The 6093-nt window shown below is 57.0% G+C and carries 5 protein-coding genes; 4 read left to right on the top strand and 1 reads right to left on the bottom strand.

Annotated elements, in window-relative coordinates; translation table 11 throughout:
* Together WD429_RS03495 and WD429_RS03490 are read left to right on the top strand one after the other, a co-directional pair.
* A partial coding sequence (locus WD429_RS03495) for a PQQ-binding-like beta-propeller repeat protein (RefSeq protein WP_368420781.1) occupies positions 1 to 1284 on the top strand: 1284 nt, incomplete at its 5' end.
* 230 nt (positions 1285 to 1514) lie between these two features.
* Positions 1515 to 1883 carry an EF-hand domain-containing protein gene (locus tag WD429_RS03490; RefSeq protein WP_368420780.1) on the top strand — a complete coding sequence of 123 codons (369 nt, stop codon included), beginning with the start codon at positions 1515 to 1517 and terminating at the stop codon, positions 1881 to 1883.
* A 16-nt stretch (positions 1884 to 1899) separates the two neighbouring features.
* Here WD429_RS03490 and WD429_RS03485 read toward each other — a convergent pair whose 3' ends face one another.
* The gene (locus WD429_RS03485; protein ID WP_368420779.1) at positions 1900 to 2928 is read right to left on the bottom strand and encodes an ion channel; all 1029 of its coding nucleotides are present in this window, start codon (positions 2926 to 2928) and stop codon (positions 1900 to 1902) included.
* A gap of 141 nt (positions 2929 to 3069) precedes the next feature.
* Between WD429_RS03485 and WD429_RS03480 the strand changes: the two genes are divergently transcribed.
* The gene (locus tag WD429_RS03480) at positions 3070 to 3954 is read left to right on the top strand and encodes an SDR family oxidoreductase (RefSeq protein ID WP_368420778.1); all 885 of its coding nucleotides are present in this window, start codon (positions 3070 to 3072) and stop codon (positions 3952 to 3954) included.
* Positions 3955 to 3995: 41 nt separating this feature from the next.
* Complete coding sequence (locus WD429_RS03475) at positions 3996 to 6089, top strand: catalase (RefSeq protein WP_368420777.1); 2094 nt, start codon at positions 3996 to 3998, stop codon at positions 6087 to 6089.
* Positions 6090 to 6093: the final 4 nt, after the last annotated feature.

Here is a 6093-nt window from a genome sequence, read left to right as displayed (position 1 = left end):
GACATCAATTCCCCCTCCGGTGTTATTCGGGCCTATGACGTCAAAACGGGGGAATTAATGTGGAACTGGGACCCGGCCAATCCTGAGCAGACCCAGCCCATAAGCGCGGAGGAAACCTACTCCACCAGTTCGCCCAACAGCTGGGCTGTGGCCAGTGCCGATGAGGAACTCGGCATGGTGTATTTCCCAATGGGAAACCGGACGCCAGACCAGTTGGGCATGTACCGTACCCCCGAGGAAGAAACCTACTCCTCATCTGTAGTGGCCCTGAGCCTGGACACCGGTGAAGTCCAGTGGGTACAGCAGTTTGTTCATCACGACCTGTGGGATATGGACACCCCGGCCCAACCCAGCCTGGTGGACATCAGCACGCAGGACGGCGTTCGGCCCGGCTTGGTGGTCCCGACAAAACAGGGGGACGTGTACGTGCTGAACCGCGAAACCGGTGAGCCGCTGATTCCCATCACGGAGAAGCCGGCCCCTCAGGGCACGATCGACGGTGACTTTGCAGCGCCCACCCAACCTGTCTCCGGTCTGAGTTTTCGGCCGCCAACGTTGAAAGGCTCTGACATGTGGGGAGCCAGCCCCATTGACCAAATGATCTGCCGCATCAAGTTTCAGTCTTTACGCTATGAAGGCCAGTACACGCCTCCGTCGACCCAGGGTACCCTCGTCTACCCCGGCAACTTCGGGGTGTTCAACTGGGGCGGCGTGGCGGTAGATCCCGAACGCCAAGTCATGTTTGGCATGCCACTTTACATGGCGTTCACCTCACGGCTGGTACCAAAGACTGAAGAGGTCCGGGAGGAGGCCTCGAATAGCGGCGAACAAGGGCTTAACGAAAATGCAGGCGCGCCCTACGGCATTGAGTTGCAGCCGCTAATGTCGCCCCTTGGCATCCCGTGCCAGAGGCCCCCTTGGGGCTATGTTGCGGGCGCGGATTTGCGCACCGGAGAGATCGCATGGAAGCATAAAAATGGCACCATTGTGGATATGGCCCCGATCCCTCTCCCCTTGGAATTGGGGGTACCTGGCATTGGCGGCCCGATCATTACCCGCGGGGGCGTAGTGTTCCTCGCAGCCACGGTGGATGACTATCTTCGTGCCTACAACCTGACCGACGGCGAAGAGCTGTGGCGTGTGCGTTTGCCCGCAGGCGGGCAGGCCACGCCGATGACCTACCTCAACAGTGAAGGCGAGCAGATGGTAGTGCAGGTGGCCGGGGGCCATGGCTCGATTGGCACCACCATTGGCGACTACGTACTCGCCTATAAGCTTGAGTAGGCCGTTTCACCAGAAAGTTGGTAAAAATGGCAAAGAACAGGAAAATCTGACACTCAACCACTGGCATAACCGTCCCCTTGTAGGGGCCCACCTGCCGCCGCCGAGGGTTGGAGACCACGGGATAGAGGGGTCAAAGACATGAGGAACGAGAATGGCATAGAGGTTGCGTTGGCCTTTGCGCCGTCGGCTCAGACCGGCCACTCATCTCTTTGCCTCAATGGAGGATTATCATGTTTAAGAAACTACTCTATTCCACCGTGATCACCACTGCGCTGGTATCCACGCCTCTACTAGCACAGAGCACCGGCAGCGGTTCAGCAAACCCTCAGACCACTGGCCAGCAGCCGGGACAGAATGATGCCGGCGGCCAGGCCAGCAGCTCGTCACAAGGGATGAGCTTCGACGAGCTGGACCGTGACGGAGACGGACAGCTCGACGAAAAGGAACTTAACCGCTACGGCAGCACTGCTGCTGGCAACGAGCAGAGCGGCGCGAGCGATCAGGGCAAACAGTTTCTCGAAATGTACGATCGGGATGGCGACGACAAGTTGTCGAAAGACGAGCTGGAGCAGGCCCCCCAGTCCGGGGAAGGTAACTGAAGCAGCTTCACCTGAGCTATGCGGTGGGCGGCCATGTCCCGCCCGCCGATTCTACGGTGTTCCAATCCCAACCTTCCTTATGCGCAAGGGCGTGCAGCCTTGCACGGCGCTCGGCCAGCGGTTGAAAGGCGTCCACCTTGTTGTTCGTGATCGGCACCGCTAACTTTTGCAGAGCGTCAGTGTCGGATACAGGTGGCGTTATTAAGTGTGGCTTTTCATTGGGCAGCTCCACCCGCCTCAGATAATGTGCGAGAACCTTGCGAGCCTTGCTGAAGTTCAGTGAGCGAAACCGATAATTGGGTTGCAGGCCGAATTCAAGAATACTCAGGGCTTCATCCAGAATGGCCACCTGCAAACCGAGCGAAAAGCACTCCCACTTAGCGTAGAACAGATCCAGCATGGGATACGCGAGGCGCTGCTCACAGCACTGCATCACGTCTTCCGAAATGGTCTGAAGCTCATCCTCAAACGCCTGACGATTCCCCTCCTGCCATGCTGCCCAGGCCATCTCCTGCGGGTTAGCGCCCAGAAGTGAGACAGTGAAAGCGACCTTTCGCCGCATGATGACAGCCTGCACCAGTGGCACTGCGTAGGTAATAAACAAAGTAACCAGAACGAGCCCGTTGAACGCGGCCACAACGGTCAGCAGCATGGGAATCTCACCGCTTGGTTTGAAATCTCCAACCCCGAGTGTCGAGAGTGTGAACCCGATGAAGTAAACGCGTTCCGCCAGACTTGCCGCATCACCACTTTGCGAATTCACAATGCCAGTCGGGAATGCTCCGAATAACAGCGACCACCCCAACCACAAAGTGAGTAGCCAGGTAGTTCCGAGCAGCACAAGCGCGCCCGGCCCGATAGGGGCGAGCATCGCCCGCCTGCCGGCAACCGATAGCACGACTCTCGATAAACCTGCCGCACCTGCTGTCATTAGTCGGGTGATGGGTCCACTGCCCTGAGTCGTCAACGTTGTCCACACCACGTCGACCATCACTAAAACAATAAGGATTGACCCGCTGATCAAATAGAGCTGACTCTCGCCCATCCGTATCCCTTACCGAACACCGAATATTCACCGCAGTATCGTCAATTGACATGCGTGGTCATTAACACAGGTTAAATTCAGCGCTGAGGCCGTCTGTTTAAATAGTGAACTCTGGAGAAGTAAACGCCCACGGAGACGGACATGACAGGCACCGAAAACCAAGACCCTCGCTATCGATATCCTCGCCCCGAGTTCAAGGAACAGCCCCAGAATTTGCCCGGCCAGGAACGCACAATGATGCCTGAACCTGACCATGGTGAAATGACGTATCAGGGCTCCGGCAAACTGAACGGAAAGGTGGCGCTGATAACCGGGGGCGACAGCGGCATCGGCAAAGCGATTGCCCTGGCCTATGCCAGGGAGGGCGCAGACGTAGCCTTTACGTACCTGAGCGAAGATGTGGATGCAGCAAACACGGTAGAGCTGATACAGGATGCGGGCCGGGAAGCCCTGGCGATCAAACTCGACCAGAGTTCAAGCGAAGCCTGTGACGGTGTGGTCGAGAAAGTTCTACAGCAGTTCTCTCAACTCGACATACTGGTCAACAATGCCGCCGTCCAGAAAAGCTATGATCATCTGGAAGAGATACCGGATAACGAGCTCCGGTATACCTTCAACACCAATATCGAATCCTACTTCTACTTTTGCCGGGCGGCGCTGAGACATATCCCTCCAGGTGGCAGCATCATCAACACCACGTCGATTCAGGCCTTCGCTCCCAGCATTCACCTTGCGCCTTACGCTGCCACGAAGGCCGCTATTGCCAACTTTACTCTCGCGCTCGCTGCGGATGCCATCAAGCGAGGCGTGAGGGTAAATGGCGTCGCCCCCGGCCCGGTATGGACCCCACTGATCCCGGCAACCATCCCCGAGGGCAAAGTTCCGGGTTTCGGTTCAAATACGTTACTCGACCGGCCCGCCCAGCCCGCCGAGCTTGCCCCGGTATATGTATTCCTCGCGTCTCCTGAGGCGAGTTATGTCGTGGCCGAAATATACGGCGTCACCGGCGGGCGTATGCACATCTGATTCTTACGGAGTACGACCACACTGGCAAAGGAGAATGGACCATGGCCAAATCAAACGACAGCAATCAGGATCACGCGGTAGGTAACGGTGGCGAAACGCACCAACAAGCGACGGGCACGACCGACACCCTGACCACCCAGCAAGGAGCGCCGGTTTCCGATGACCAGAATACGTTGAAGGCGGGCCCACGGGGCCCCGCGTTGCTGGAAGATCACGTAATGCGGGAGAAAGTTTTCCACTTTGACCACGAACGCATTCCGGAAAGAGTGGTTCACGCCCGGGGGTTTGGTGTTCACGGCTATTTCGAAAACTACGAATGCCTATCAGACATTACCAAAGCCGATGTCTTTCAGCGTGCTGGCGAGCAAGTTCCAACCTTTGTACGATTTTCCACGGTGCTGGGCAATAAAGGCTCGGCCGACCTTCCCCGCGACGTGCGCGGTTTTGCCGTCAAGTTCTACACCAAAGAAGGGAACTGGGATCTGGTCGGTAACAATATTCCCATCTTCTTTATCCAGGATGCCATGAAGTTTCCGGATCTGGTGCATGCCGCGAAGCAGGAACCCGATAGAGGTTTCCCCCAGGCACAGAGTGCCCACGATAACTTCTGGGATTTTGTAACCCTGCTACCCGAAAGCATGCACATGTTGATGTGGGCCATGTCTGACCGGGCCATCCCACGATCGTTTCGATTCATGGAGGGGTTTGGCGTACACAGTTTCCGGTTTGTGAATGCGCAAGGGCAAGCGAATTTCGTCAAGTTTCACTGGAAGCCCGCTCTCGGGCTGCAGTCGGTGGTATGGAATGAAGCCCTCAAAATTAACGGTGCCGACCCGGATTTCCATCGCCGGGATATGTGGGATGCCGTCCAACGTGGCGACTTTCCGGAGTGGGAGCTGTGCGTTCAGGTGTTCGATGATGACTTTGCGGATCAGTTTGAATTCGACGTGCTCGACCCCACCAAAATCATTCCAGAAGAACAAGTGCCCGTCAGACCCATCGGGAAACTGGTACTCAACCGCGTGGTGGATAACTTTTTCGCGGAAACCGAGCAGGTCGCGTTCTGTACCCAGAACATTGTACCGGGAATCGACCATTCCAATGACCCACTGCTCCAGGGCCGCAACTTCTCATACCTCGACACTCAATTGAAGCGGTTGGGAGGGCCCAATTTCACGCAAATACCTGTCAATGCGCCGAAGTGTCCTTTCCATCATTTCCAACAAGACGGGCATATGGCAATGACCAATCCCAGCGGGCGAGCCAACTACGAGCCCAACAGCTGGGGCGAAGACGGCGGCCCCAGGGAAAACCCCGAGACCGGTTTCCAAAGCTATCCGGAACCGATAACAGGGGAAAAACAGCGAGTGCGCTCCGAAACCTTCGCGGACCACTACAGCCAGGCGAGGCAGTTCTATATCAGCCAGACCCAGGTGGAGCAGGAACACATCGCCGATGCGTTCGTATTCGAGCTCAGTAAAGTCGAGCGAGAAGACATACGGGCCCGGATGGTGGGCCACATACTCAACATTGACCAGGACCTGGCGAACACCGTGGCCGAAGGGCTGGGGCTGGCAACCATGCCTGAGCCCGCAAAAGCCGCCATGCCCACCCGGGAGGACTTACCCGCCTCGCCCAAGCTGAGCATTCTGCTAAACGGCCCCGACAGCTTTAAGGGGAGAAAACTGGGCGTGCTGCTCTCTGAGGGGATAGACGCCAATCTGCTCACCGCGTTCAAGGATGCGGTCAAAGCCGAAGGCGTCACTCTTGCAGTGGTGGCCCCCACCATTGGGGGCGTAACCGCCAGTGACGGCACCCGCATAGCGGCGGATGAAAAAATAGACGGGGGTCCGTCCGTCCTGTTTGATGCGGTGGTCGTCATGATCACCGGGGAGGGTGTGAAAAAGCTGATGAACCATGGGCCGGCCAGGGATTTCGTGAATGATGCCTTTGCGCATTGCAAATTCATCGGATACACCATGGACGCGTTGCCGTTGTTCAAGTCCGCAGGGTTGGAAAACAAACTGGACGCGGGCTGTGTTGCAATCAGGACGGCCGATGACGCCACCGATTTTCTACAATCCTGTAAGCCCCTACGCTATTGGCCTCGTCAGGACAGCGTAGATACGGTTTAAATCC

It is taken from the genome of Marinobacter sp. (genome assembly GCF_040904845.1).
In the GTDB taxonomy this organism is placed as follows: domain Bacteria; phylum Pseudomonadota; class Gammaproteobacteria; order Pseudomonadales; family Oleiphilaceae; genus Marinobacter.
This window is presented reverse-complemented; position numbering and strand designations above follow the sequence as displayed.